The organism is Streptomyces sp. NPDC048057 (assembly GCF_040653095.1).
Classification (GTDB): Bacteria; Actinomycetota; Actinomycetes; order Streptomycetales; family Streptomycetaceae; genus Streptomyces.
The window spans coordinates 35,344-61,815 of the sequence record NZ_JBEZNF010000037.1 but is presented as its reverse complement, the minus strand read 5'-3'; the positions used below and the strand labels follow the sequence as shown (position 1 = coordinate 61,815).

The window sequence follows — 26,472 nt, the reverse complement described above, 5'->3', positions numbered from 1 at the left end:
GCCCTCGGCCCGGGAGTTCCCTGACGGCTTCCAGCAGCCGGGTGGCTTGGGCGGGGTTGGGGACGCAGTCCGGGTCGACCTCGTCCGCCATGTCCGGTGCTGTCCAGCGGAGCCCGTGGAGTGGGTTGTGGGTGAAGTATCCGCGTTCGACGGCCACGGCGAAGACCTCGTTGACTGCCGCCTTCTTGCGTTTCACGGTCTTGGCCGCGGCGGCCGTTCCGTCGAGTTTGCGGCACATGGCGTCAAGCGCGCGGCGAAGGGTGTCAGGGTCCTCCAGTTCGCTCACGGGCAGGGAGTTCAGCTTCAGCCAGGCCAGGGCCTCCTGCCACTCCTCTGAGGGCTCGGTTTTCCAGGAGTTCTTGTTGAAGGCCCATGAGTACAGGGCTCGCCTCAGGACGCGCGGGTGGCGGTAGACGGCTCCGGGCTCCACCAGGGCGGGAGTGATCGTGGCGAAGGCGTCGGCGAGGGTGCGGCGGGTGTTGCCCGGGGTGCGGTCCCAGCGCTGTTGCATGTATTCCCGTGCGAGGGCGTACCAGGTGGTGCGCTGTTTCAGTGCGCGGAGCTCGGAGGCGGGCAGGCCGGACCGGGGGTCGAACGGTTCACCGTCCCGGGCCGCGGTCATCAGTTTGGCACGGCGGCTCTCCGCGAGCCCCTTGTTCCTGAAGGACTCGGACTTCTCCCGGCCGCTTACCGTCCAGCGGACCTCAAAATCCTTTTGGCGGCCGGTTCGCTCGCATATTTCCCAGAATCGGACCTTGTAGCTCATCGCCATTCAGGTGTTTCCCTTTCACACGCAGCCCACCACGCGTCGAGATCGGCGCGGCGGCAGCGCAGTTCACCGTTCGGAAGTTTGATCATTCGGGGAGCCTCACCCCGGGCTCGGAGGCGGTAGAACGCCGACGGGCTCATGCGGATCTCCGCGAGCACGTCGGCAAGTTCGAGTGCGGGGGGGGACGGACCATGGGTACCTTCCGGAGATATCAGCTGTGCATGCGGCATGTCGACCGTCGACGGAGTCCCGCAGCGCTTCACCACAAGGCGCGTTCAGGGGCGCCGAGTCGCTGACGCAGCAGTCACACAAGGGGACATGCGCCCGCGCGGCTCCACCGCCAAGCGCAGCCCGCGCGAACTCCACCAATGGTCCGGAGGATTCCAGGTTTGGCGAACCGGCGATCGTCGGCTATACAGGGTGCCGCTTCACCGCTGTCGCATCGTGCGGCCGATCTGAAGTCCCGGATTTCGGACAGGAATCCTGCGTGATGAAACCAGGCTCCACGAAACAGGCCAAGGAACTCGAAGAAGGGTAAATCGAACGAGTTTCCGATGAGATACTTTCCTCCATCGAGGGGGCAGTGGCCAAGCAGGCTGCCGCCAAAAAACTCTCGGCGGGTGTCATAGGTTGACTTGCCACGAGGAGATCTTCAAGTCCCGTCCCGGCTTTTTCCGTCTGCCGTAAGCGAATGCGATATCGACTCCACTGAATCCACCCCGCCTGGTTCTGATCCGTGCCTGCGACCAGGCATCAGCACGCGGCCCTCTGCACAGAAATCGCCACCAAACGGAACTCCCTGCCGGAGGCGATGGCGCAGACGCTCACCGCGTCAGAGCCCGCGCCGACAGCAAAGACGAACCGGCCGGCGAATGAACCCGGGCCGCACCGGGTCCGGAGGGTCAGATGGAGAACGGGCCACCGCGCTGGGACAGGACGGTAGGGCGGCAGGCCCCCGCCGCGGGTGGCTGGGTCGCTCGTGAGGATGTGTCCGTGGGCGGTGTCGAGCTGGACCTGCGGCAGGGGCGCGTCGGGGCGGGCGGTCGACCGGCCGATGCAGTGCAGGGCGGCGGTCAGGTCGCCGCTGCCGCGGTGGGCGAGGGCGAGCTGGGACACCTCTCCTTCAGCCGGCGTGAGGTGGTCACCGTGGAAGCGCTCACCGAACAGCGCATCATCCCCCAGCCGGTCGTTTACGGATTCCTCCGGCTGCCCGCCGGCGCCCTGCCGCGCGCTGACGCCCTGCGTCACGCCCTGACGGAGTACTGCGCACGTCACGAGCTGGCCCTGGGCGGCGTCTTCACCGAGCACACGACTTTGGACGCCGGCCCTGCGGCGTTCGCGGCCCTCTTGGACGCTTCGACGGTCCCTGGCGGGTACGGCGTCGTCATCCCCTCATCCGCGCATCTCGGCCCGCGCCAGCGAGCGAGTGCCCGAGCCGACGAGATCCGTCGGACAGGCGCGGTGGTCATATCCCTGCGCGACAGCGCGCAGTCTCCTCCCCCTCTCCTGCCGCGACCCGCCCGGAGGTACGCGATGCCCACCTTGAAGTCCCTTCTGCTGGGCCCGTTCGAGGCCGACTTCCCCGCTGTCGTCGAAGCGGTGGGGCGCACGCGGAGGATCACCGCCGAACACGTACGTCGCCGGGGCCCTGCCGGTGAGCGCGAGGTCATCGAGAAGTCCGTCCTCCTCGTGTCCGAGCTGGTGACGAACGCGGTCGTGCACAGCGACGGCTGCCCCGGACTCCTTCGGATCGAGCACCACGACGAAGAGCTGTTGATCGCGGTCACGGACGGGAGCTTGAGGAGGCCCACACTCCGGTCGCCGGCTGTCAACGAGGAGAGGGGACGCGGCCTGGTGATCGTCGAAGCGCTCGCGCGGGACCGGGGCGTCGACCGCGGTGCGACGACGAAGACGACGTGGTGCACGATCGCGATCCCAAGGGGCGCTGCGTGATGGCTGGTGTGCTGGCGCCGGCCCCCGCGTCGTCCCCGTCGCAGCTTCTCCGGCGGGCGTACGCGGTCGACGCGGCCTCCGCGACTGCGGTCCTTCAGGGGCTGCGTCGCTTCCTCCGCCAAGGCGTACGGCCTTCTCGTGCTGCGGGTCCGCGTCCGAAGCCAGCGCCGCGGCGGCCTGGTGGTCACCGGCCGCGTCGGCAAGCTGGGCGGCGACGGAGAGGAGGTAGGTGAGCTTGCGGGAGCGCAGGTCGTCGTCGGCCGGCTTGCCGGTCAGCGCCGGGTCGCCGAAGGCGCCGAGGAGGTCGTCTCGGAGCTGGAAGGCGAGTCCGGCGCACCGGCCGGCCGCTCGCAGCGCGTCCATGACGTGTTCGTCGGCGCCGGCAGGCGAAGCGCCCAGCGCGAGCGGCCGGGCGACGGGGTACAGGGCGCTCTTCAAGGGGGCGATGGTCAGCGCCTCGTCGATCCCGGAGGAGCGGGCGGCCTGGGCGTGCAGGTCGCGGTACTGCCCGGCGACCATCTCGGTGTGCATCGCCCGCCACTCCTCGTGCAGACGCGAGCCGTGCGGCGTGCCGAGCGCCGTCTCGGTCAGCAGGTCTTCCGCCCACGCCAGCGCCAGGTCACCGGCGAGCACGGCGGCCGACGTGCCGAACGACTCGGCTCGGCCGTGCCCGGTGAGGCCGCCAGCGGCGGCAGTCCAGGCATGCACAACCCCTTCTCATTTCGGATGTCCGCACGACACTGCTTCCGCCGCGTGCCCTGTCACGAAGGAAGGCGCCTGACCTGGGCTTCGGCCCGTCAGGCGCCTTCTCGCTGGACCGGCTCGGGCTTCAGCCCGTAGCGGCGGCGTACAGGGGGAACCTGAGGTACAGCCCGATGTCCGCGGGAAGCTTCGCCGAGGTCGTACGGTAGCTGCACAGTTCCAGCAGGCTGCCGGTGTTCGCCGGCAGGCTCGCCGTCAGCTGCCGCAGGACCTCGGCGTGCGGGCGCGGGGTGATGCCCTCGAACCGCATGAGCCGGGCGATGCGAGCGGCGGCCTCCGCGTCGGTACGGGTGTTGTCCGGCAGCCGCAGATAGACGTTGGCCTCGTCGGGACCGGTGACGCCCCCGCGGAACGCCAGACAGGTCATCGGCTCGTTGCCCACGATGCCGCTGTCCCGCCCGTAGATGACGGCGCGCGCCCGGGCCGCCCGGACGGGTTCGTGGCGGTGCGCCAGAGCCGCCACGGTGTCCAGCTCCCCCATCGGCATGGGGTGGTGGCGGAAGTAGACCTTCACCCGGGAAGCGTTGCCGCCGTCCAGGTCGAGGGCGAAGAACTCCAGTTCATGCCCCTGCCGAGCCAGTTCCTTGTCCCTGCTCCCGACTGGTGTCCATGCTGTCGCCAGGTCCAGCCGGTGCATGGCTTCCGCGACGACGTCGTGGACGTGTTCCCGCCCGTGGGCCTGCGGGTTGAGGTAGACCTTGTAGTGGGGCTTCTCCCCCGGTCTCCAGGCCAAGGAGTGCCAGACGGTGGGCCGGTAGCGTTCCGGGACGGGTGTGACGAACAGGTCCTCGATGCTCAGATACCGTGAGACGTCCACCCCGGCGCTGTGGGCGAGCCGTCGCGTGAGCTCGCGGCCGGCCTCCTGACTGCCGAACGGGGTGCGATCGGAGCTGAGCGACTCGAACAGAATGCGGACCTCGGGCCGACCCGCCTTCCAGCTGATGGAGATTTCGGCAGGAAACCCGTCGGCGGAAACGAACGACGGCGGATCGCAGCGGGTTCCGACGGGCCGCGATCCCCACGGACGGATCACCTCCCGCAGTTCCGCAAGGACGTTCTCCACCGCTCGCTGGCCTATCCCCAGGCTCCGGCAGACGACCGACCATGCTTCTTCCAGGAACTGCCCGAACGTCATGTCTGAGTCGTGGAACCGGCCGGGGACGGCCTTCACCTGAGGCAGGCGCGGACTGGTCATCGCGTATCACACTCCGTCACCGGACTGGTCCGGCATGTCGATTCGGCAGTGGCTCAACGGGCCGGCTACGGGCGGCTCACCCGCACGGTGCGGGACGGCGTCACCAGCGTTGGGTCTCGGCGAAGAAGTCCGGAACCGCCGTGGACGTACCGTCCGCGCGGGCCCGGCTGAGGACGAACGCGCCGACGGCGAGGTCGAGCACGCCGAGTCCGAACGGAGAGAAGATCACCGGTCGGTCCGTGGGGACGGTGACGGCGCCCGTCAGCACCTCGGCGAGGGTGCCGGTCACGAAGTCCCGTGCGCCCGTGGCCCGTTCAGTCAGATGGGGCGACGTGTTGGCCTTCATGCAGTGCTCGACGTCGTCGAGGACGTTGGCCGCCCGCACCATCACTTCGGGGGCGATGTCGCGCAGGGACAGGTTGAGCACGACCTGACCGGGCTTGAAGCCGGTGTGGATGTAGGGGGTGGCGGCCGTGGTCGTCAGGATGACCGTGTCGGCCTCCAGCGCCGTGCCGAGGTCGCCGGTGAAGGCGGCTTCCTGCCCCAGGGCGTCGTTCAGGTGGGTGACGAGGGATCGTCCGGACCGTTCGTCCAGGTCGTGCACCACGTAGGAGTCGGGGCGACAACCGGCGTCGTGGAGGTACTGGCACACGTTGCGGGCGATGACACCGGCACCGACGACGGCGGTGCGGGTGTGCTCGTGGCCGTCGGGGCGCAGGACGTCCGCGGCTACCGCGGCCGAGGCCGCGGTGCGGGCCGCACTGATCTGCGCGGCCTCCATGCAGGCGATGGGGTATCCGGTCTCGAAGTCGTTGAGGATCAGTACGGCCGCCGCACGGGGCAGGTCCCGTCGGGTGTTGGCCGGGAAGCTCGATATCCACTTGATCCCGGCGAGCTGAACGTCCGCCGCCAAGAACGCCGGCAGCGCGATGATCCGGGCGTCCGGCTTGTCGGGAAAGCGCAGGAAGTAGCTGTCGGGGTTCACGGATTCGCCGGACTCGTGGTGGAGGTACGTCTGTCGGACGAGGTCCGTCACAACGGTGCGGTCGGCGTTCAGGATCCGGTTCACCACGGGCCCGGGCACCAGGTCGAAGTCGAACACGTGAACTCTCTCCTTGCTCGCAGTGGGCAGAACGTCAGGAGCCGTCGAAGTCGGACGCCGGGCGCAGCGCTCCCGGGCCGAAGTGGGCGTGCACCCACTCGTCGTTGTAGACCGTGTCCAGGTAGCGGTCGCCCATGTCGGGCGAGACGCACACGGCTTGCAGCGACCTCTTCGCGTCGTGCCGGGCGAGCCATGCCAGGGCTCCGCTGACGACGGTTCCGGTGGAGCCGCCGAAGAGCATGCCCCGCGCGGACAGCACGCGGCACATCCGGACGGCGTCGCTCTCGGGCACGTGGACCACGTCGTCGAACAGGGCGACGTCGAGCATGGGCGGCCGTACTCCCGCGCCCAGTCCCGGTATGAGACGCGGGCCCGCTGGGCGGTCGAAGCTCACGGATCCTTCCGCGTCGACGGCGACGGTCCGTGCGGTGCTCCCGCTGTCCCGGAAGTAGCGCGCGCATCCCGTCGCGGTGCCCGATGTACCGACCCCGATGAACACCACGTCGACGTTGGGGAAGGTCTTCAGTATCTCGGGCGCGGTCGTCTCGTAGTGTGCCCGCCAGTTCTCCACGTTGGCGTACTGGTTCAGCCAGACGTAGCGTTCGTCCTCGGCGCACAGTCGACGGACGAGGTCCAGACGGGTCTTGAGGAAGCCGCCATCGGGGTGTGGTTCGTCGACGACGAGGACCGTGGCGCCCAGGGCGCGCATGGTCGCGGCGGTGAGGTCGTTGCACCGGCGGTCGGTCACGCAGGTGAAGGGGAACCCCTTGCTCGCCGCGATGACGCTGAGGGCGACGCCGAGGTTTCCCGAGGAGGACTCGACGAGCACGGAGTCCGCGGTCATCGAGCCGGCGCATTCGGCTGCGGCGACCATGGCGGCAGCCGCCTTCATCTTGATCGAGCCGCCGAAGTTCAGCCCTTCGCACTTCACGTACAGTTCGCGCCCCAGCATCGGGCGCAGGTCGATGTAGAGGTCGGAGCCGAACGTCTCCTGCGGTGACGTGATGATGGTCATGGTCGTGCCCCGCCTTCCCGCCCGGGGCACCGGCGGTCGCGGTCCGGTGCCGGGATCCGCACCGGTAGCTGTGCCGCAGCGGGATTGGTGACCACGAGCGTCGGCGTGTGTGTGGGCGTCATTGCGGGCGCGTACCGCAACAGGCCCGCCAGGGCTTCTTGTGCCATGGTCCGGGCGAGGGCGGCGCCCAGGCAGTAGTGCATTCCGTGCCCGAACGCCAGGTGCGCGTTGTCCTGCCGTGCGGGATCGATGACGGAGGGCTCGGTGAACCGCCGCTGGTCGCGGTTGCCGCTCGCCAGCACCACTTGGACGAGGTCGCCCGACGCAATCGCCGCACCGGCCAGGTCGACGGGTTCCGTTGCGATGCGGACGGTGCCGACCTCGGCGGGTCCGTGACGGCGCAGGATCTCCTCCACCAGGGCGGGGATCCCCGCCGGGTCGGAGCACTCGACTGCTCCGCTCAGGACGAGTACCGCCATGGTCCTGACCAGGAACGCGGTGGTGCGGTGACCGGCGATGAGGATGCTCAGCGCCATGGAGACCAGTTCGTCCTCGGTGAGCCGGTCGCCGTCCTCCGCGGGCCGGGTCAAGGTGGTGAGGAGGTCGTCCGCGGCGCCCTGTCCGCTGCGGCGCAGGGCGATCGCTTCGCGCATGAAGGCGATCAGCGCACGGGCGCTCGGCTCGATCCTGGTGGGGTCGCCGCTGGCGAGTCCTTCCGCCGACGAACGCCACCGGACCTGGTCGGCGGGCGGCACCCCCAGCAGTTCACCGATGACGAGGATGGGCAGTTGGTGGGCGAACTGCTCCATGACGTCCACCGTGCCGTCGGGGCCTGCTCGGTCGGTGAGCCCGGCCAGCAGGCCCTCCACGATCTCTGCGACGCGCGGTCGCAGTCGCCGGGTCCGACTGGCGGTGAAGGCTCGCGCCACCAGCCGGCGCAGTCGGGTGTGGTTCGGTGGATCGATGGCGGCGAGGGTCGAGGTGATGACCGAACGGAGGTCCTCCGGCAGGTTGGCGCCGGGAAGCGGGATGGCGTCCTGGCCGCTGAGGTCGTTGCTGAAGCGGGGGTCGGTGAGGACGGTGACGGCCTCGGCGTATCCGGTGACGATCCACAGGTCCACGCCGCCGAAGTGGCTCCCGCGGATCACGGTCGAGCCTTCCGACAAGAGCGCGTACCGGGCGTCGCGGTCGGCGGACGAGAGGATCTCGTCGAGCCGAGGTCCACCAGGTGCGGAGGTGGTCATGGAGCGGCCTTTCCGGTCGTGTGCGCGGTTCGTGTCCGGCTCAGGACCTCGCCGGTGTGCTGGCCGAGGGCTGGTGCGGGGGTGCGCAGGGAATCGAGTCCGGCACCGAAGAGGACCGGGAAGCGGACCTGATGCCACTGCTGGTCCCTGCCGCGGCCGGGGGTGGCGGTGACGAGCCGACGGGCGTGGACGTGGACGTCGTCGAGGAGTTCCGCTGCCGTCTCGTGGACCGGCGCCCAGGGGACGTCCAGGTCCGCCAACTCCCCCGCCCACCAAGCGAGGTCGCGGCCGGCGACGACGCCGGCGAGGAGGTCGGACACCGTCTCCTTGTGTTGCGTCCGGTCGGCTCGGCGGTCGTAGACGTCGGTGGCCAGTTCGGGGAACTCGCCGGCCATTCGGTCCCGGAAGGCGCGCCAGAACTTGTCCTCCACCAGGGCGAGGGCGAGGCGTCGGCCGTCGCGGGTGGTGAACACGTCGTTGTCTCCGGTGAGCACCGGGGTGTCGGCCGGGGTGGGCAGTCGGAGCGAGGGCAGGGCCAGTGGCCCGGCCCACGCCGTGGCCGCCTCGTGCAGGGCCACGTCGACGTGCTGACCGGTACCGGTCCGGGCGGCGTCCTGGACCGCCACCGTGATCGACAGTGCGGCGTACATGGCACCTGCGAGGTCCGCGATCCGCACGCCGGGGCGCTCCACGCGGGTGCCCGGCCGGCTCGGTACGGCGAAGAACCCCGACAGGGCCAGGAAGTTCACGTCGTGCCCGGGTCGGCCGGCGTACGGTCCGCTCTGGCCGAAGCCGGTGAGCGAGCAGAGGACCACGCGCGGGTGGGCGCTGCGCAACTCGGCATAGCCGAGGCCGAGCCGGTCCAGCACACCTGGCCGGTGGCTCTCGATGACCACGTCGTACTCGGGCAGCAGGTCCAGTAGGGCCCGCTTCCCTTCCGGTTCGACGAGGTTCAGCACCACCGAGCGCTTGTTGCGGTGGATCGCCGCGAACGTCTCGGGGGCGATGCGACGCAGCGGGTCTCCCGCGGGCGGCTCGACCTTGACGACGTCCGCGCCGAGGTCGGCGAGGAGTGAACCGGCGAAGCCTCCCGGCAGCAATCGGGACAGGTCGAGGACGCGCAGGTCGCGCATCGGCAGCCACGGGGCTCCCGGGCTGCCCGTCATGCCCCCGCTCCGACGTGCAGGGTGGTCATCCCCGGCTCCGGAGCATTGACGAGTACGGCCATGTTGCCCGGCGGGTGGGCGTTTTCGTACATGAGTTGGTGCAGCTCGGCGATGTCGGCGAAGGGGGCCGTACGGCTGAGGCAGGGGTCCAGTTTGCCCGCGGCCATCAGGTTGGTCACCTCGCGGGTCTCCCGCGCGTTGGCGCAGTGCGAACCCTGCAGGCGCTTTTGGAACATCCAGAGGAACCGCAGGTCCACGTCGCCGTTGTAGCCGCTGGTGCCGGCGCAGGTCACCACCATCCCACCGTTGTCGCAGACGTAGAGCGAGGTGGGCAGGGTGTCCTGGCCGGGGTGTTCGAACACGATGCGGGGCGAGCGGCGCTCCCCGAGGGCGTCCCAGATCCTGCGGCCAAAGGCGCGCGCACCGCCCAACCAGTCCTGGTAGGCGGCGTGGTCGTCGTGGTCGGGCAGCCTGCCCCAGTGATCGAACTCGGAGCGGTTGATCACGCCGCGGGCACCGAGGCGCAGGCAGTGCTCCGCCTTGTCGTCGGACGACACCACGGCGATCGGTACGCCGCCGAGCAGGTCGACGAGTTGGATCGCCATGGAACCGAGGCTGCCGGAGCCGCCCCACACCAGGACCGGGTCCCCGGGACGGACGGTGTGTGGGGGCCAGCCGCAGAGTTGGCGGTAGGCGGTCGCGCCGCCCGCGATGTAGCAACCGGCCTGTTCCCAGGTGAGCCGTTCCGGTTTGGGGTGCAGTTGGTACTCGTCGACGACGGCGAACTGGGCGAAGGTGCCGAAGTTGAGTTCGTAGCCCCAGGCCCGCTGGGAGGTGGACACGGCCGGGTCGGTGCCGAGCCGGATGTCGTCGGCCGTCTCGTCCCACTTGAGGCTGCCGAGCACCACGTGTTCGCCCACGCCGAACCGGGTGGCGCCCTCGCCGGTCGCCCACACCACGCCCGCCCCCTCGGAACCGGCGATGTGGAAGGCGTGCGGGTCGCCCTTCTTCTGCCGGGCGGCGATCACGTCCACCGGTGCACCGAGGCCGGCCCAGATGCCGTTGTAGTTGATGCCGGCAGCCATGATCATCACCAGTACCTGCCCGGGGCCCAGCGGCGGCACGTCCACGACCTCGACTTTGATCGCGTTCTGGGGCAGACCGTAGCGCTCGGGGCGGATGAGCGCTGCGTACATGTGGCGCGGCACCTCGCCCAGCGGAGGTACGGAGCCGAGCTCGTAGAGGTCCTGTGGCATGTTCATCCATTCCCTGCGGTGGTGAGATGGTGCAGTGCCTGGCCGGCCTGTGCATGTTCCAGCAGGTAGAAGTGGCCTCCGGGAAATCCCCGCAGGTGGGGCGGGCGTGGTAGTGCGCCGGCCCACCGGCGGGCTTCGGCCTCGGATGCCTCGGTGTCGTCGTGGCCGTACCAGACGTGGTACGCGGGGCCGGTCGGTTCGGCCCCTGCGGCACGACCGACCGGTGTGCGGTAGGTGTCGATGAGCTGCATGTCGTGGCCGAGTTTCGTCACTGCCAGGTGCAGCAGTTGGGGGTCGGTGAAGAGTTCCGGCGGGCAGCCGCCGTACCGGCTCATGTCGGCCGCCAGCTCGGCCCGCGTCCGAGTGGTGAACGCCGCCGGTGGGAAGGTCGCGATGCTGCTCGTCGTCGCGGGCGACCGGGAGCCCGACAGGACGACGTCGGTGACGTGCCGCCGACGGTCGTCCGGCAGTGCCTCGATGACCGCGTGGGCCATCAGGGCGCCCATGCTGTGGCCGAGGACGACGGTGGGGCGGTCGAGGAGCTCCGCGATCCTCGGCAGGAGCCGGGTGACCGCCGCGGTGAAGGTGTGCGCCGGGTCGGCAGGGTCGTTCAGGTCCGGGAGGACGACGTGGCAGGTCCGGGGCAGGGTCCGAGCCAACGGCAGCATCGAAGCGGCGGAGCCGCCCGCGTAGTGCAGCAGCACCATGCGGACCGGAGCGCCCTCCGCGCCCCAGGCGAGGTGACCTGTGATCGGGCGCGTGGTCATGCGGGGTCCTCGACCCCGAGGGCGGCCCGCAGGACGCGACCGATCTCGCGCAGGGGCGCGCTGTCGAGCATGTGCCGGTGTTCGCAGTCGATCGGATGGATGCTGATGGTGCCGGTGACGTGGGGCCGCCAGCGGTCCGCGGTCAAGCGGTTCTCAGCGGGGCCACGGAGGGCCGGGAAGAACATCATGTTCCCGTCGAAGGTGCGCGCCGAGTGCTTCACTGCCAGTCGGGCGAAGTTCCGGACGACCTGTACCAGTCGCTGTGACCGCTCTCCCAACAGGGCCACCATCGGATTGTCGTGTTGGCGCAACAGGGCCTCCGCCTCGTCTGCCGTCAGTTCGTCCGGCGACCGGTCGGCCGGGTCGCCGACGCTCTCCCACACCGCACGCAGGGTCGTCGCGCGGTCGGGCACTTCGGTGACCAGCCCGGTCAGCGGTGCCGAGTCGAGCACCGCCAGCAGTTCCACCTCCTCCCCCGCTTCGCGCAGGCGTACGGCAACCTCGTGGGCGACGAGCCCTCCGAAGGACCAGCCGACGAGCCGGTACGGGCCGGCGCAGACCTTGCGGATCCTGGCCAGGTAGTCGTCGGCGAGTTCGGTGAGGGATTCCGGCAGGGCGCCGTCGTCGTCGCAGCCGGGAGCCTGCAGCGCGTGGATCGGAACGGTGTGCGGCAGGGCGCGGAGCAGCCCCGCGTACCGCCAGCCGAGCCCACTGGCCGGGGGGAAGCAGAAGACCGGTGCCGCCGTGCCCTGGGCGCGCAGGGGCAGCATGACGTCGAAGGCCGCGCTCCGTGCGATCCCGCCGCCGACGAGGTGCTGGGCGGCGAACTCTGCGACCGTCGGGGTGCGGAACAGGTCGCTGATGGTCGGTTGCCCGCCGAGCCGACGCCGGATCCGCCCGATCAACTGGATAGCCAGCAGGGAGTCTCCGCCGAGGGCGAAGAAGTCGTCGTGCACGCCGACCTCGGGCACCCCCAGCACTTCGCCGTAGAGAGCGCAGAGCGCTTCTTCCAGACGGGTCGTCGGGGCGACGCGGTGGCGCGGCTCGCTCGTCGGGGCGGTGAGTGCGGCGCGGTCGACCTTGCCGTTGACCGTGACGGGCAGGGCGTCGTGTACGACGACCGACGCCGGCACCAGATACCTGGGGAGTAGCGCCTTTGCGTGGCGCAGGAGTGCGTCGGAGTCGAGGGGGCTGCCGGCGGCCGGTACGACGTGCGCCACCAGACGCGGGTCCCCCGACGGCGCGTGGGAGACCACCACGACGCAGTGGGCCACGCTGCGATGCCCGGACAGGACCGCCTCGGCTTCGCCCGGCTCGACGCGGAACCCGCGGATCTTCACCTGTTCGTCGCCACGGCCGACGAACTCCAGCAGGCCGTCCGCGTTCAGCCGTGCGAGGTCACCGGTGCGGTACGCACGGCCCCCGGTGCCGCCCGGGTCGGCGACGAACCGGCTCGCGGTGAGCTGAGGCTGCCCCGTGTACCCCCGGCCGACTCCGTCACCCGCGACGTAGACTTCGCCGACCGTCTCCCGGGGCACCGGGCGCAGGAGGTGGTCCAGCAGGTGCACGCGGGTGGACGGCAGAGGCAGACCGAGGGGGACGGTCCCCTCGACGGAGTCGTGGCCGCACATCGGGTGGACCGTGGTGAACACCGTCGTCTCGGTCGGACCGTAGCCGTTCACCAGGGTCAGGTGGGGGTGTCGGCGCAGGACCTCACGGACGGCGGTCGCCGGGACGACGTCGCCCCCGGTCCACACCTCGTCCAGTCCCTCGAAGCAGGACGGCTCCTCTTCGGCGAGGATCCGGAACAGGCCGGCGGTCAACCACGCCCAGGTGACCCGCTCATCGCGGATGACCTCGGTGAGGGCGGCGAGGTCGACGTCACCGGGCGGCGCCAGGACCAACGTGCCGCCGTTGAGCAGGGTGCCCCAGACCTCCAGCGTCGACGCGTCGAAGGCGAGGGGACTGTGCACCAGCACCCGGCGCGGGCCGCGCAGCGCCGGGGTGCGGGCGAGCCAGGCCATCTCACGCCGGGTGATCACCACGCCCTTGGGGCGCCCGGTGGATCCCGACGTATACATGACGTATCCGGCCACCCGCACCGGCACCGGCACCGGCACCGGACCGTCGCCGCCGTCCGGCGCCGTGGCGGTGGTCGGGTCCAGGACCGGGAGCCCGAAGGCCACGGCCGTCTCCACGTCGGACAGCACCAGGGACGCCCGGGACTCGACGAGGACTGAACGCATCCGCTCGGGCGGGAACCTGTGGTCGAGCGGTACGTACGCGGCGCCCGCCTTCAGCACCCCGAGGAGGGCCGCGACCATCGCGGGCGTACGGTCGAGCAGCACCGCCACCGTGCTCTCTGCTTGCGCACCCGCGGCCACCAGCGCCCGCGCCAGCCGGTCGGACCACGCGTCGAGTTCGGCGTAGGTGACGGTCGTTCCCCTGCCGGTCACGGCGGGGGCCTCGGGCGTCAGCGCCACGTGTTCGGCGAAGACGGCGATCGGGTCCCGGACGTCCTCCGCGACGGTCGTAGCAAGCGGCGCAGCAGTCTCCCGGTGCTCGATCACCCGATCGACGAGCCGGTCGGCGTCGGTCGCCATCGCTTCCAGGACGTCGAGGACCCACGTCATGATCTGCCGGGCCCGGTCCTCGGAGATCAGGTCGACGCGGTGGATCAGCCGCAGGCCGATCCCTCCGGGGTGGGCCGCCGCCACGAGACCGACCGGGTAGTGGATCGAGTCCCTGGCCTGCTCCAGCCCGACGGCTCCCTCGTTCGAACCCAGTTGGACGGCGCCGCCACCCGTCGGGTAGTTCTCGAACGCCACTGCCGTGTCGAACAGGTCATCCACGCCGGTGACTCGGTGGATCGCGGTGAGGCCGAAGTGGTGTGCCTCGCCGAGGGCTGCCTGTTCCGCCTGGAAGCGACGCAGCAGGTCCGCGACGGTTTCGCCGGGGGACGGGTTCAACCGGACCGGCACGGTGTTGATGAAGCAGCCGATCATCGACTCGATCCCGGGTACGGCCGGTGGCCGCCCCGACACCACGCTGCCGAAGACCACGTCCCGCTGGCCGGTGAGACGCCCGAGGACGAGCCCCCAGGCGACGTGCACCAGGCTGCTGGTCGTGACGCCGAGCGCGCGGGCGGTGGCCCGTATGCGGCTCGCCGCTGCCTCGGCCACGTGCCGTCGCACCTCCTGGCGGGGGCCGCCGGTGCCGTGGGCGGCACCGCGCGCCAGGTGGCAGCCCTCCACGCCGGACAGCGCGGTGCGCCACGCCTGTTCGGCCGCAGCGCGGTCCTGCCGGGCGAGCCAGGACGCATAGGTCCGCAGGGGGGTGACGGCGGGCAGCCGGGGAGCGGCGTCCGCACCCCCGTAGGCATCGGCGATCTCGCGCAGCAACAGCGGTAGGGACCAGCCGTCCAGCAGGATGTGGTGGTTGGTCACGACGAGACGGGCCGCTTCCTCGGGCACGCGCACCCACCGGAACCTGATCAGCGGTGGTTCAGTCAGGTCGAAGCCCGCCCGGCGTTCCGCCGCCGCCACGGCGACCACCCCTGAGGCATCCGCGACCTCGCGCTCGTCCCAGGGCACGGCTGTTTGTCGGGGAATCACTTGGACCGGCGGCCCGTCAGGTGGCTGGACGAACGCAGCACGCAGCGCCTCGTGGCGATCGACGACCGTCTGGACCGCCCGGTGGACGGCCCGGGGGTCCAGGTCGCCGGGGACGGTGAGGACGGTCTGCACCACGTACGGGTCGTCCTGCTCGCCGTCGGGGTCGTCGAGGTCGTCGAGGAGTGCGTGGAAGAGCAGTCCTTGCTGCAGCGGGGTGCCGGGCAGCACGTCGGACGGGTCCGGCCACCTCTCCTCGATCCAGTCCACCTGCCGTTGGGTCAGGTCGACGAGGGGGAAGTCTGACGGGGTGCGGGTGGGAGTCGCGCCGTGCGCGTGGCGGACGGTGCCTTCGAGGGCCTCGAACCAGAGGTCGGCGAGGTCGGCGACGTCCTGTTCCGCCAGCACACCGGTCGGCCACGTCCAGTGTGCGACCAGCCGGGGCCCTTCCGGGGCGTCCCTGACCATGGTGTTGAGCACGAGGGCATGGGCCACGGAGCGTGTGGACTGCTCCCCCACGGGCGCCGTGTCGGCGGAGCCGGGCAGCCGCCCGAGGTAGTTGACGCAGATCTGGGGTGCCCCCGAGCGCGCCAACAGCGGCATGCTCTGGGGGTTGAGGTAGCGCAGCAGACCGAACCCGAGCCCGGTGTCCGCCACCGATCTGAGCTGTTCCTTGACCCGTTTCACCGCCGAGCCCACCGCGGGGGCGCCGCTTTGGACGTCCGTCCACCGCGGTGCGCCGGGGTCGAGGGCGACGGGGTGCATCGTGGTGAACCAGCCGACAGTCCGCGTCAGGTCGATGCCGTCCTGTTCGATGCGACCGTGCCCCTCCACGTCGAGCAGGACGGCGCCGGTGGACGGGGTGCTCCGACGGGCCCGCCACTCGTTGAGCGCCAGGGCGAAGGCGGTGTACAGCACGTCGGGCATCCGTGCGTGGAACGCCGCGGGGACCTCGGCGAGCAGCGGAGCCGTCGTCTGCGGCGAAGCCGTCCTCAGCAGCGATCGAGTGGTGGCGACGGTGTCCTCGAAGGGGTCGAGTGCCCGGTGGCCGATGCGGGGATCGGGAGTGCGCAGGACGGTGGTCCAGTGGCGGACTTCGGCGAGCCGGGTGCGGTCCGCGGCGGCGGCGACCAGCCACTCGGCCCAGCGTTTGAAGGAGGTGCCGACCGGGGCCAGTTCGATCGCTCGTCCCTCGACGAGGGCGGTGCACGCCTCGCCGAAGTCCCCTGCGATGATCCGCCACGACACGGCGTCGACGACGAGGTGGTGGGCGGTGAGGACGAGCAGCGCCGGTGCGCCCGGGCTTCCGGGCAGCCACACCGCGGCCAGCATGACGCCTGCGTCGGGGTCGAGCCGGTCCCGGGCGTCGGCCACCGAGCGGGCCGCGAGCGCCGTGCGTTCGTCGGTGGACAGGGTTGCCGCGTCCAAGGTCACCAGGAGGTCCCGCGCGTCGACGGCTCCCGGCGCGGGAACGTCCAGGGCCCACAGCTGTGTGTGGGCGTCGCGGGTCAGGCGCATCCGCAGGGCGTCGTGGTGGTCGAGGAGCGTCTGCAGGACGGTGGTGACGTGCTCTTCGTCGAGGCCGGCGGGGACCTCGACGGCGACGGACTGTTCGAAGCCCGTGATGTCCTCGCCCTGTTCCCGCAGCCAGTGCATGACGGGCGTCAGCGGAACCGGGCCCACTCCCGCGTCGGGCACCTGCCGGGGTGCGGGGCGGCCGGACGCCGCCACGGCGGCCAGTTCCGCGATCACTGGGTGTTCGAAGACGTCCCGTGCGGTCAGGGCGAGCCCTTCCCGGCCCGCCCGGCTGACCAGTTGGATGGCGAGGATGCTGTCGCCGCCGAGTTCGAAGAAGTGCCCGTCGGCGGGTACGTCGTGCGCACCGAGCAGGTCGGCGCTCAGCCGGCACAGGACGCGCTCGTGCTCGGTGACCGGTCGACGGCCCGACGCCCCTGCAGCGCCCGTTGCGGTGGCGTCGGGGGCGGGCAGCTTCGCGCGGTCCACCTTGCCGTGGGCGGTGACGGGGAGGGTCGGGAGGGGGACCAGCGCGGACGGCACGAGGTGGTCGGGGACCCGCTCGGCGAGCCAGCTGCGCAATTGCGGTAGGTCGACTCCGTCCGGCTCGGCGACGACGTACCCCGCGAGCCGTTGTCCGTCACCGGTGGTGAAGGTTGCCGCGGCGGCGGCGTGCACCGCGGGGTGTTCCAGGAGGACGTGTTCGAGTTCGCCGAGCTCGACCCGGTTGCCGCGGATCTTCACCTGCCCGTCGGCCCGGCCGACGAACTCCAACTCGTCGCCCCGGCGCCTACGGACCAGGTCGCCGGTGCGGTACATGCGCCCGCCCGGTGCGCCGTGGGGGTCGGCGAGGAAGCGGCCCGCGGTCACGGCCGGCTCGCCGCGGTAGCCCCGGGCGAGGCCGGGGCCGGCCAGGTAGAGCTCGCCGACCATGCCGGGGAGGACCGGGCGCAGCCCGGGATCCAGCACGTAGGCCTTGGCGTTGGCGATCGGTCGGCCGAGGGGTGGTCGGCCGTTGCCGGCCAGCGGCTCGCTGATGGTCGCGGTCACCGAGGTCTCGGTGGGACCGTAGACGTTCAGGACCCGGCAGGAGGACGACCATCGGGCCACCAGGGCGCCGGGCACCTGCTCGCCGGCGAGCGCGAGGACGAAGCCCGCCGGCAGGGTGCCGGGGCGGATGCGGGAGGCGACGGTAGTGGTCAGCGTCGCATGGGTGACGCGGTGGGCGGCGACGATGTCGGCCAGGTTCGCCGCCGCGGTGACCCGGTCGGTGCCGGGCAGGATCACGGTCGCGCCCGCCGAGAGCGTGAACAGGAGGTCCGCGGTGGCCGCGTCGAACCCGGGGGAAGCGAATTGCAGGACGCGGGCGTGTGGCTCCACGGGGTACATCTCGATGGAGCCGGCGGCCAGGTGGGGCAGGCCGCGGTGGGTCACCAGCACACCGCGCGGGGTGCCGGTCGACCCCGAGGTGTGGATCAGGTAGGCGGCGTGGTCGGGTGACCACGGCCCTGCTCGGTCCGCGTCGCTGGGGTCGTGGGCGGGAAGTTCCAGCAGGCCCTCCCGAACGTCCAGGGCGGGTACCGGCACGGGCCCCGGGCCACCCGCGGTCAAGACGAGAACGGGCTCCGCCCGGTCGAACAGCAGGCGCACCCGCTCGGCGGGATAGTCGGGGTCGACCGGCAGGTACGCCGCGCCGGACTTCAGCACCGCCAGCAGAGCCACGACGAGGTCGACGGACTGCGGCAGGTGGAGCGCGACGATCTGCTCCGCCCGAACGCCGACGGCGATGAGCCGGTGGGCCAGGCGGTTCGCGCGTTCGTTGAGTTCCCGGTAGCTGACCCGCTGTGCGCCGCAGACGACGGCCTCGTGGTCCCGGCGGTCCGTTGCCTGGCGTTCGAACGCGGCCAGTGGGTGTTCGAGCGGTACGGCGCGGGCGGAGTCGTTCCAGGGGAACGGGTCTGCGCCCGCCTCCAGGTCCACGGCCCCGATGCGCACGGTTGGATCGGCGGCGACCCGGTCCAAGAAGCGCACCAGCCGCGCCGCCAGTTCCTCCCCGGACGACGGGTCGAAGAGGTCCGTGGCGAGCTCCAGGGCACCCGTGAGCCCCGCGTGCTCCCCGTCGGGGCCCCGGTGTTCGGCGACGTTCACGGCGAGGTCGTACTTCGCGGCGAGATGTCCGGTGGGGTGGGAGCTCACCCGCACCCCGTCGAGGTGCAGCGGGGCGTCGCCGTACTGGTCGAACGCCAGCAGGACCTGCATCAGCGGGCTGCGGGCCATCGACCGTTCGACACCGAGGGCATCGACGAGCCGTTCGAAGGGCACGTCCTGGTGGGCGTAGGCGGCCAGGTCGGTACTGCGGACCCGGTCCAACAGGGTGGTGAACTCCGGGTCGCCGCTGGTGTCGGTGCGCAGGACCAGGGTGTTGGCGAAGAACCCGATCAGCTGGTCCAGGGCGCTGTCGTCGCGGCCGACGACGGGTGTGCCGATGGGCACGTCGGTGCCGGCGCCGTGTCGGGTGAGGACCGCCGCCAGGGCCGCGTGCAGGACCATGAAGAGCGTCACGCCGCGGCGTTCGGCGAGCCGGGCGAGCGAGCGGTGGGTGCCTGCGGAGACGGCGTACTCGACGAGCGCGCCCCGGTGGCTGGCGACGGCCGGGCGGGGGCGGTCGGTGAGCAGCGCGAGTTCCTCGGGCGCCCCGGTCAGGGTCTCGGTCCAGTGTCGGAGCTGCCGGGCGACCAGGCTGTCGAAGTCGCTCTCGTCCCCGAGCACGGCGCGCTGCCACAGGGCGTAGTCGGCGTACTGCACCGGCAGGGGCTCCCACCGGGGCGCCTTCGACCGCTTCCGGGCCGCGTAGGCGGTGGACAGGTCCGCGGCGAGCGGTCCGAGGGACGCCCCGTCGCCCGCGATGTGGTGCAGGACGACCGACAGGACGTGGTCGTCGGGTGCGAGGGTGAACAGGCACGCCCTGAAAGGGGGTTCCTGGGCCAGGTCGAAGGCGTGTGCCGATGCAGTGGCCAGTTCCGCGGCCAGCGCGGCGGGGGTGACGGCACGGAGGTCCGTGCCCGGCCAGATGTCGTCGACGGCCAGGACCCGCTGGTGGGGCACTCCGTCGTGGCTGTCGATGACGGTGCGCAGCACTTCGTGGCGGTCCACGAGGTCCCGCAGGGCGGCCTGGAGCGCCGTCGTGTCCAGGGGTCCTTCCAGGCGCACTGCGAAGGGGATGTTGTACGTCGCCGACGGCCCCTCCAACCGGTCGAGCACCCACAGCCGCTGCTGGGCGAAGGACAGCGGGACGCGCTGCGGCCGGGTGGCCCCGGTGATGCGCGGACGGACGGGTGCCTCCCGGTCGAGCACCGTGTCGAGGGCGCGTACCGTCGGCGCCTCGAAGAGCTGTCGGATGGCGACCTGCGCCCCCAGTTCGTCCCGGATCCGCCCGATCAGCCGGACGGCGAGCAGGGAGTGCCCGCCGAGGGCGAAGAAGTCGTCGTCGACGCCGACCGACGGATGTTCGAGCACTTCGGCGAAGAGCGCGCACAGGGCCTCTTGACGCGGTGTGCCCGGCGCCGCAACGGCTGTGGGCCGGGGGTCCGGTTCGGGGGGTGAGGGGGCGGTAGTGAGGGTGTACTGGGCGGGCACGAGGTGGTCCGGCAGCCACCGGGCGGCGAACGCGCGCAGTGCGTCGACGTCCGGCGTCGTGCCGTCGGGTGCCAGGGCGTGCACCACGATCGTCGGTTCCCCCGTCGCGGCGTCGTGCCGCGCCACGGCGGCGACCTGCTGGACGCCGTCGTACTCGGTCAGGACGTCCTCGATCCGGGCGAGGTCGATCTCGCGTGCGACGGGCGCCGCGACGAGGTGGCGGTCGAGCGCGTCCCCGGCTGTCAGGTCGACGGCGTTGATCCGCACGGAGCCGTCGGTCGCCACGGTCTGGAGCAACCGCTGGAGCCGTGCCACGATCCGCTCCACCGTGATGCGGTCGAAGAGGTCGGAGCGGTACTCCACCATTCCGGCGACGCCGGCGGGGCGGCCCGCGGCCGGTGTGCGCTCGGCGAGGTTGAAGCCGAGGTCGAAGTTGACCGCGCCCACGTCGAGCGGTTCGCCGCTGATCCGTACGCCCGGGAGGGACAGCTCGGTCCGGGGGGCGTTCTGGAGCACCATCATGACCTGGAAGAGGGGGTGGCGGCCTGGGGAGCGCTCCGGGTTCAGCGCCTCCACCAGCTGTTCGAACGGCAGGTCCTGATTGTCGTAGGCGGCGAGGGCGGCGTGGCGGGTCCGGTCGACGAGTTCGCCGAATGCGGGGTCGCCGGAGGTGTCCACCCGCAGGACCTGGGTGTTGACGAAGAACCCGACCAGGTCCTCGGTGGCGGTGTCCGTCCGCCCGGCGATCGCGCTGCCGAGCAGGATGTCGCTGCCTGCGCCGACCCTGGTCAGCAGGGCGGCGACGGCGCTCTGGAGCACCATGAACAAGGTGGCGCGGTGGGCCCGTGCCAGGTCGAGCAGCCGGGCGTGCAGCTCTTCACCCAGCTCGAAAGTCAACCGTTCGCCCCGTGGCGTGGCCCCGCGTGTCCTGGGGCGGTCGGTGGGCAACTGCGTCTCGGCAGGGGCCGCGGCGAGGTTGCGGCGCCAGTACGCGAGTTGCTGCGCCATCGCGCTGTCCGGGTCTGTGGGGCTGCCGAGCGCCGCTCGCTGCCAGAGTGCGTAGTCGGCGTACTGCATCGGCAGGGGGGTCCACGCGGGGGCCCGGCCCTCGGCCCGGTTGCGGTACGCCTCGGTGAGGTCGCGGGCGAGCGGCGCGATCGACCAGCCGTCGGCCGCTATGTGGTGCAGGACCAACAGCAGTACGTGCTCCCTGTCTTCCAGCGCGTACAGCGTCACACGCAGCGGGAGGTCCCTCGTCACGTCGAAGGGTGCTCGGCTGACCTCGGCGATGGCCGCCTCCAGGGCGTCCGGCGTGGTGGTGACGACGGGAAGCCCGGGCCGTGCTTCGGCCACGGGCAGCACGACCTGGGCGGGTTCGCCGCCGTCGTCGGGGAAGACGGTGCGCAGGGCCTCGTGCCGCTCGACGAGGTCACCGAGCGCCGCGTGGAGCGCTTGTCGGTCGATCCGTCCGCTCAGGCGCAGCACCGCCGGCAGGTTGTAGCTCGGCGAGGCGGTCTCGAAGCGGTTGAGGAACCACAGGCGCAGTTGTGCGTACGACAGCGGGATGCGCTCGGGACGCGGCACCGCGGTCAGCGGCGGTCGCGCGGGGGCGGCGGCGTCGAGCCGTTCGCACAGGGCGGCGACGGTGGCCCCTTCGAAGACGCGTCGAATGGGGATCTCGATGCCGGTGACGGACCTGATGCGGCTGACGAGTCGGGTGGCGAGCAGGGAGTGGCCGCCCAGGGCGAAGAAGTTGTCGTCGATGGTCACCGCCGGCACCGCGAGCACCTCGGCGAACAGCTCGCACAGGACCTGTTCCCGGGGGGTGCGGGGCGGGCGGCCGGAGGAGAGGACCGCGAAGTCCGGCTTGGGCAGGGCTGCCCGGTCGAGCTTGCCGTTGGCGTTGAGGGGGAGTTCGTCGAGGACGACGAAGGCGGCGGGGATCATGTAGTCCGGCAGCCAGCGGCGCAGCCCTGTGCGCAGTTGGTCGCTGAAGGTGCGCAGGCGGCGGGTGCGGGCGGGGCTGTTGGCGTGTTCGTGCGCGCTGTCGGCTACCGGCCCGCCCGGGTAGGCGACGACCCTTGCAGCGTCGGCGTGTGCGGGGAGGAAGACCACGTCGAGGCAGTCGTCGCGGCCCTGCGCCGAGAAGGTGGTCACCGTCTGGAACCCCAGGTCGTCACCCAGGTCGTGCAGGTCTTCGGGGTCGACTCCCCCGCCCTGTGCCGCAGCGGCGGCGACCACCCGGGCGAGCCCGCTGCCGCGCCGTACCTCCTGCAGCGCGTCGTACTCGGCGAGCAGTCGGCCGTTGGGCACTGCGGCGAGACGCAGTCCCTCCGGCGCCTCGCGCAGGGCCCCGGCGAGTGCGTCGAGCGTTCCGAGGGCGGCCCACGGCCGCTCGGGCAGGTGGTCGACCCGGGTGAGGGGGGCGCCTGCCTTGGTGAGCACCACCTCGTAGCGGTAGCGGGACAGTTCGTTGTGGAACCGGCCCCGCTTGAGGCGGATGTCCACTCCTGCGACGTCGGGGCGGGAGCGGGCGAGGGCGACGAAGAAGTCGGGGGCCAGCAGCAGTTCCTCCTCCCCCGCCACGCGTTGCTCCACGAGGGCCCGGACGGCGGAGGCGTCGGTGGTGTCGTCGGTGCGTCGGGCGACGGCGACCGCGGTTTGCAGGCAGCGCAGCAGGCGCAGGTTGCGGATGTCGCCGAGGACGACGGACCCTCCGGGCACCAGGAGGTCCAGGCACCGGTCGAGGACGTCGACGAGGTAGCCGGCGTGCGGGAAGTACTGGACGACGGAGTTGAGCACGATGGTGTCGAAGAAGTCGCGGGGCAGCCCGCTCGTGTCGTCGGCGCTCTGCACCCTCAACTGGACGGAAGGTTCGTCCTCGCCGTGCGTGTGCCAACGTTCGCCGAGTTCCGCGATGACCGACGGGGAGAAGTCGGTCCCCCAGTACGCGGCGCAGTGCGGGGCCAGTCGGGAGAGCAGCAGGCCGTTGCCGACGCCGATCTCCAGGACGTGCCGGGGCCGCAGTCGCAGCACCTGTTCGACGGCCGCCGCACGCCATCGGGTCATCTCCGACAGGGGCAGGTGCCGGCCGTCGTAGCTGCTCTGCCACACCGTGAAGTCCTCCCAGAAGCCGCCGTCGGCCACCTGGTCGGCGTAGAGCGCGTCGTACAGGTCGCGCCAGCTGTCGACCTGTTCGTCCTCCTCGTGGGCGTCGCGTTCGGCGGACCAGGCGGCACCGGGGACGACGTAGCCGACGAGTTGGCGTTCGCCCTCGTCCGCCTCGTGCACCAGGACGGTGGCCTCGACGACGTCGTCCTGGCGGGACAGCGCCGCCTCCACCTCGCCCAGTTCGATGCGGAACCCGCGCACCTTCACCTGATCGTCGACGCGGCCGACGAAGTGCAGGCCGCCGGCCCTGCGCCAGCGCACCAGGTCGCCGGTGCGGTACATGCGGCTGCCCAGCGCGTCGAAGGGGTCGGCCACGTAGCGCTGCGCGGTCAACGCGCGGCGGTCGAGGTAGCCGCGTCCCAGGCCGGTTCCGGCGATGTAGAGCTCGCCGGTGACGCCGACGGGCACCGGGGACAGGCGTGCGTCGAGGACGTACATGCGGACGTTCTGGGTCTGGGCGCCCACCGGCGGCGGGCCGTCGGCGGCGGTGCGGGCGGGGTCGAGGGGTGCGAGGGTGCTCCACACGGTGGTCTCGGTGGGCCCGTACAGGTTGACGACCTCCCGGCCCGCTGCCCGCATCCGCTCGGCGAGCGCGGCGCCGAGTGCCTCGCCGCCCACCAGCAGGCGCATGCCGCGCAGCCCGTCGGGGGCGTGGGCGAGCAGGGTGCGGTACAGCGACGGAGTGGCCTGCAGCACGGTGGCGGCGCTGGCGGTGGCGAGTTCGGCGAGCGCTGCGGGGTTGCGGACCTCGTGGGGCTCCGCGATGACGACCCGGCCGCCGTGCAGCAGGGGCAGGTAGACGTCGACCGCGACGATGTCGAACGCGACGGTGGCGACGGCCAGCGTGCAGTCGCTGGCGTTCATCGGGAACCGCGCGGCGAAGCCGGTCAGGTTGTTGATGATGCTCCGGTAGGAGATCACCACTCCCTTGGGGCGGCCGGTGGAGCCGGAGGTGTAGATGACGTACGCGGCGTGGTCGGGCAGGATCGGCGCGGTGCGGTCGCCGTCCTCGACGTCGGAGGCGTCGTGCCCGGCCAGGGTGCCCTCGGTCGCGGGGTCGTCGAGCACGACGCGGGGGACGTCGACCGCGGGCATGTGGGGTGCGACGTCCTCGGTGGTGATCAGCAGGATCGGGGCGGCGTCGCGGATCAGGAACTCCAGCCGCTCCGCGGGATGGGCGGGATCCATGGGCAGGTAGGCACCGCCGGCCTTCTGCACGGCGAGCAGTGCCACGACCATGTCGACGGAGCGGGGCACGGCGAGCGCGACCACGCGTTCCGGCCCCACCCCGCGGCTGATCAGCTCCCGGGCGAGGCGGTTGCTGCGGGCGTTGAGCTGCTCGTAGCTCAGCTCCCGGCCGCCGCACAGAACGGCGGGTGCGTCGGGCGTGGCGGCGGCCCGCTGCTGGATGCACTCGTGCAGGAAGGACGGCGGCAGGGGATGCCCGGTGGCGTTGCGGGTCTCCAGCAGGTCGCGTTCCTCCGCCGGATCGAGGAGAACGATCTGCTCGATGGGCGTCGCGGAGTCGCGCACCACGGCCCGTAGCACGTTGCCGTACCAGGCGACGATCCGCTGTGCGGTTTCGTGGTCGAAGAGGTCGGTGGCGTACTCGACGGTGCCGTGCAGTCCGCCGGCCGCGCCGGTGTCCGTGCGGCGCTCGACCAGGCTGACGAACAGGTCGAACTTGGCGTTGCTGGCGCGGGCGCGGCGGGGGCTCACGGCGAGGCCGGGCAGGTCGAAGGTGACGCCGTCCACGTTCTGGAGCGCGAACATCACTTGGAACAGGGCGTTCTGCGACAGCGAGCGCGCCGGGTTGACCGTCTCCACCAGGTGCTCGAAGGGCAGGTCCTGGTGGGCGTAGGCGTCGAGGTCGGTGGCGCGGACGCGGGCGAGCAGTTCGCGGAAGGTGGGGTTGCCCGAGGTGTCGCAGCGCAGTACGAGGGTGTTGACGAAGAAGCCGACGAGCCGGTCGAGCGCCGTGTCGGTGCGGCCGGCGACGGGTGTGCCCAAGGGGATGTCACCGCCCGCGCCCAGTCGGCTCAGCAGGGCGGCGAAGGCGGCCTGGAGCACCATGAACAGCGTGGCCCGTCCGGTGCGCGCCAGGTCGGCGAGGTGTGCGTGGAGGTCGGCGTCGAGGGCGAAGTCGACGGTGGCGCCGCGGTAGCTGGCGACCGGGGGGCGCGGTCGGTCGACGGGCAGGTCGATCTCCGCCGGGACGCCGTCGAGGGCGGTGGTCCAGTAGGCGAGTTGGCGACCGAGGAGGCTTTCGGCGTCCTGGCCGTCCCCCAGCATGCGGTGCTGCCACAGCGCGTAGTCGGCGTACTGCACCGGCAGGGGTGCCCAGGTGGGCTCCGCGCCGCTGCGCCGGGCCGCGTAGGCGATGGCGAGGTCGCCCAGCAACGGGTTCAGGGAGGAGCCGTCACCGGCGATGTGGTGCAGGAGCAGGACGAGGACGTGCTGCTCGGGTCGGCTGCGGGAGGTGAACGCCCAGGCCCGCAGTGGCGGTTCACCGGCGAGGTCGAAGCCGTGTCCGACGGCGGTGCGCACCGCTTCGTCGAACCCGTCGGGGTCCACGGTGGCCGCGGTCAGGTGGGCCTCGACGGTCCCGGGGGCCAGGACGACCTGGTGCGGCGTGCCGTCGTGTTCGGGGAAGACGGTGCGCAGGCTCTCGTGACGCAGCATCACGTCGTCCAGGGCGGCGCGCAGTGCGTCGGTGTCCAGATCGCCTTCGAGGTCCAGGACGACGGGGATGTTGTACGTGGGGCCCTGCCCCTCCAGCTGGTTGATGAACCACAGCCGTCGCTGCGCGAACGACAGCGGGACGCGTTCGGGGCGCGGTCCGGGGCGCAACAGCGGTCGGGTGGCCGCCGCCGGGTCGAGGGCGGCGGCCAGCCCGGCGACGGTCGGGGTGGCGAACAACTGCCGTAGGGCGACCTCGACACCGAGCGTGGCACGGATCCGGTTGACGAGCCGGGTGGCGAGCAGCGAGTGTCCGCCGACGGCGAAGAAGTCGTCGTCGACTCCGGTCTCCGGGCGGTGCAGCACCTCGCTGAACAGGTCGCACAGGATGGCCTCACGCGGGGTGCGCGGTCGGCGTCCCGTACCGGCGGGGCGGTGGGGCTCCGGAAGCGCGCGGCGGTCGACCTTGCCGCTCGGGCCGATGGGCAGCTCCGCCAGGGTGGTGAAGGAGGCGGGCACCATGTACTCGGGCAGCGTCGCGGCGGCCAGCTCCCGCACGGCGGCGGTGTCGACGTCGGGTGCGGCGAGCAGATAGGCGGCCAGTTCCTGGCCGTGGGCGACGACCACGGCC

General features: G+C 71.6%; 10 protein-coding genes and 2 pseudogenes (1 of these 12 only partly in view). 1 reads left to right on the top strand and 11 read right to left on the bottom strand.

Translation table 11 applies throughout. The features are described from left to right. Positions 1-772, bottom strand: a pseudogene (locus tag AB0E05_RS32360) (integrase); the annotation flags it as partial. Further along, positions 763-999, bottom strand: a complete 237-nt coding sequence (locus AB0E05_RS32355) for a DNA-binding protein (protein ID WP_361970428.1) — start codon at positions 997-999, stop codon at positions 763-765. The pseudogene AB0E05_RS32360 and the gene AB0E05_RS32355, both read right to left, overlap by 10 nt. 763 nt (positions 1,000-1,762) lie before the next feature. On the opposite strand from AB0E05_RS32355, the gene AB0E05_RS32350 reads away from it, so the two are divergent. Beyond that, the gene (locus AB0E05_RS32350) at positions 1,763-2,722 is read left to right on the top strand and encodes an ATP-binding protein (protein ID WP_361970426.1); all 960 of its coding nucleotides are present in this window, start codon (positions 1,763-1,765) and stop codon (positions 2,720-2,722) included. 123 nt (positions 2,723-2,845) lie between these two features. Here AB0E05_RS32350 and AB0E05_RS32345 read toward each other — a convergent pair. The 9 genes and pseudogenes from AB0E05_RS32345 to AB0E05_RS32305 form a co-directional block, all read right to left on the bottom strand. After that, positions 2,846-3,391: pseudogene (locus AB0E05_RS32345) on the bottom strand (polyprenyl synthetase family protein); the annotation flags it as partial. A gap of 160 nt (positions 3,392-3,551) precedes the next feature. Next, complete coding sequence (locus tag AB0E05_RS32340; protein ID WP_361970424.1) at positions 3,552-4,679, bottom strand: tryptophan dimethylallyltransferase family protein; 1,128 nt, start codon at positions 4,677-4,679, stop codon at positions 3,552-3,554. A gap of 100 nt (positions 4,680-4,779) precedes the next feature. Next, a complete protein-coding gene (sbnB, locus tag AB0E05_RS32335; protein WP_361970422.1) occupies positions 4,780-5,781 on the bottom strand; it encodes a 2,3-diaminopropionate biosynthesis protein SbnB in 1,002 nt (333 codons plus the stop codon). 34 nt (positions 5,782-5,815) lie between these two features. Next, the gene (sbnA, locus tag AB0E05_RS32330; protein WP_361970420.1) at positions 5,816-6,796 is read right to left on the bottom strand and encodes a 2,3-diaminopropionate biosynthesis protein SbnA; all 981 of its coding nucleotides are present in this window, start codon (positions 6,794-6,796) and stop codon (positions 5,816-5,818) included. Next, entirely contained in the window at positions 6,793-8,040 is a 1,248-nt protein-coding gene (locus tag AB0E05_RS32325) for a cytochrome P450 (RefSeq protein ID WP_361970418.1), read from the bottom strand. The genes sbnA and AB0E05_RS32325 overlap by 4 nt, the downstream gene beginning before the upstream one ends. Continuing rightward, positions 8,037-9,206 carry a CoA transferase gene (locus AB0E05_RS32320; protein ID WP_361970416.1) on the bottom strand — a complete coding sequence of 390 codons (1,170 nt, stop codon included), beginning with the start codon at positions 9,204-9,206 and terminating at the stop codon, positions 8,037-8,039. Before AB0E05_RS32320 ends, AB0E05_RS32325 begins: the two co-directional genes overlap by 4 nt. Further along, complete coding sequence (gene ccrA, locus AB0E05_RS32315) at positions 9,203-10,468, bottom strand: crotonyl-CoA carboxylase/reductase (protein ID WP_361970414.1); 1,266 nt, start codon at positions 10,466-10,468, stop codon at positions 9,203-9,205. Before ccrA ends, AB0E05_RS32320 begins: the two co-directional genes overlap by 4 nt. Beyond that, positions 10,465-11,229, bottom strand: a complete 765-nt coding sequence (locus AB0E05_RS32310; RefSeq protein ID WP_361970412.1) for an alpha/beta fold hydrolase — start codon at positions 11,227-11,229, stop codon at positions 10,465-10,467. The genes ccrA and AB0E05_RS32310 overlap by 4 nt, the downstream gene beginning before the upstream one ends. After that, on the bottom strand, positions 11,226-26,472 hold the 3' portion of the coding sequence (locus AB0E05_RS32305) for an amino acid adenylation domain-containing protein (RefSeq protein ID WP_361970410.1). 2,597 nt of this gene lie beyond the right edge of the window; 15,247 of the gene's 17,844 nt are visible here — the last part of the coding sequence; its start codon lies beyond the right edge, outside the window; its stop codon occupies positions 11,226-11,228. The genes AB0E05_RS32310 and AB0E05_RS32305 overlap by 4 nt, the downstream gene beginning before the upstream one ends.